This window comes from Vibrio sp. 05-20-BW147 (genome assembly GCF_013369385.1).
Classification (GTDB): domain Bacteria; phylum Pseudomonadota; class Gammaproteobacteria; order Enterobacterales; family Vibrionaceae; genus Vibrio; species Vibrio floridensis.
The window spans coordinates 1-1216 of sequence record NZ_SZTO01000070.1 but is presented as its reverse complement, the minus strand read 5'-3'; the positions used below and the strand labels follow the sequence as shown (position 1 = coordinate 1216).

Below are 1216 nucleotides of genomic sequence, written 5' to 3'. Positions count from 1 at the left end.
ATGAAGAGCCACATGAACCCACCCCAAAAAACAGCGCCAAAAACTGATTGAAGGACAAATAGTTTCAACGGACTTTCAAATACCCTTGGCTTCATGTCTAAACGAGCCAATTTGTAGAATAGATATGGATAAGGTTTAGCTAAACGACTACTGATGCCCTTTTCAACCAATAGTGAGCGGACAAATTCCATTTTATTCATAATCATTCCTATAAATGTGTGTTGGCATGCCTTGCGCCATAACGTCCAATTAAGTTGTGAGCAACGCTACCACCTCACCCGAACACTTCACCTTAATCACTAAACAAATTGAAACCGAAAGTGCCGAGCGTTGCGAATCAGCTTGAATTTCTTGTTAGGTTTGTTTGTCAGGTTTAGGCTTATCTCTCTGAGCTATCCCCGCTAACTTACCCTCAGGTAATGAGGAATAAAGCGCATTGACGTGTTTAGGGTGGGTTATCATTTGCTCTGTGATTAAGTTAAGTAACCCGAAAAGTTGATGGGCAATTTCTCTATTGTCATCTAAATCGATTGTACCCGGATGAACAGCTTCATTTCCAACAACTCTCACGACATCGAGTGCTTTTTGCACCAAAGGGTTTAGTCCTTTCGATACTAGACTTGCGATGTCACGATTTATGTCTTTACCACTTTCACCGAGCTCTTTGCACAAGTGTTGAATTGCAAGCCTAAGTAATGCTGCAGCACCCTTGGGGGAGTATTTTACAATTTCTCTAGCCTCTTCAAATAGCACGACAATATGTTCAGGAAGATCCGGATTTGGAGCAATATCAGCTTTGATATTTGGATACACTAATTTGTCATTTACCCAAATTGAAAACTCATTGCAGTTATAACATTGTGACGTATGAACATTTTGAAGCGCATTTCTCAAGTAAACTCCTTGATCTTGCTCTTCAACAAATGGCTTTCCTTTCACCATTTGCTCAACCCAATGCACTAACATATCACGAACTTCTTTTTCAATTGTGTGGTCGTTTTCGAATTCCTCTCTCTTACTTACAGAAGGAATAATTGGAAGCCTGTTGTCTTGTTCCATAAAGCGTATATATGTATTTGCCCACTCTTGACTAGTGTAAGCATTACAATGAGGACAGCAAAAAGCTGTTTTACTAATTGAAGCTAGCCTGTTATTTTCTGACATTCATCCTCCTAAAACCTAACGCCGCGTTAAGGGGTGAATGCCGCCTAAACCA

Annotated in this window: 2 protein-coding genes; both read right to left on the bottom strand. The window is 40.2% G+C overall.

The genetic code is table 11. The annotated features are described in order from the left end of the window. A partial coding sequence (locus FC652_RS19930) for a DUF6404 family protein (RefSeq protein ID WP_255199203.1) occupies window positions 1–200 on the bottom strand: 200 nt, incomplete at its 3' end. A gap of 154 nt (window positions 201–354) precedes the next feature. Further along, on the bottom strand, window positions 355–1164 hold the full coding sequence (locus FC652_RS19925; RefSeq protein ID WP_176299883.1) for a DUF4145 domain-containing protein: 810 nt from the start codon (window positions 1162–1164) through the stop codon (window positions 355–357). Window positions 1165–1216 lie beyond the last annotated feature (52 nt).

Coding starts and splice junctions, on each gene's coding strand:
- FC652_RS19925 (WP_176299883.1), bottom strand. CDS start 1,164: ATGTCAGAAAATAACAGGCTAGCTTCAATTAGTAAAACAGCTTTTTGC.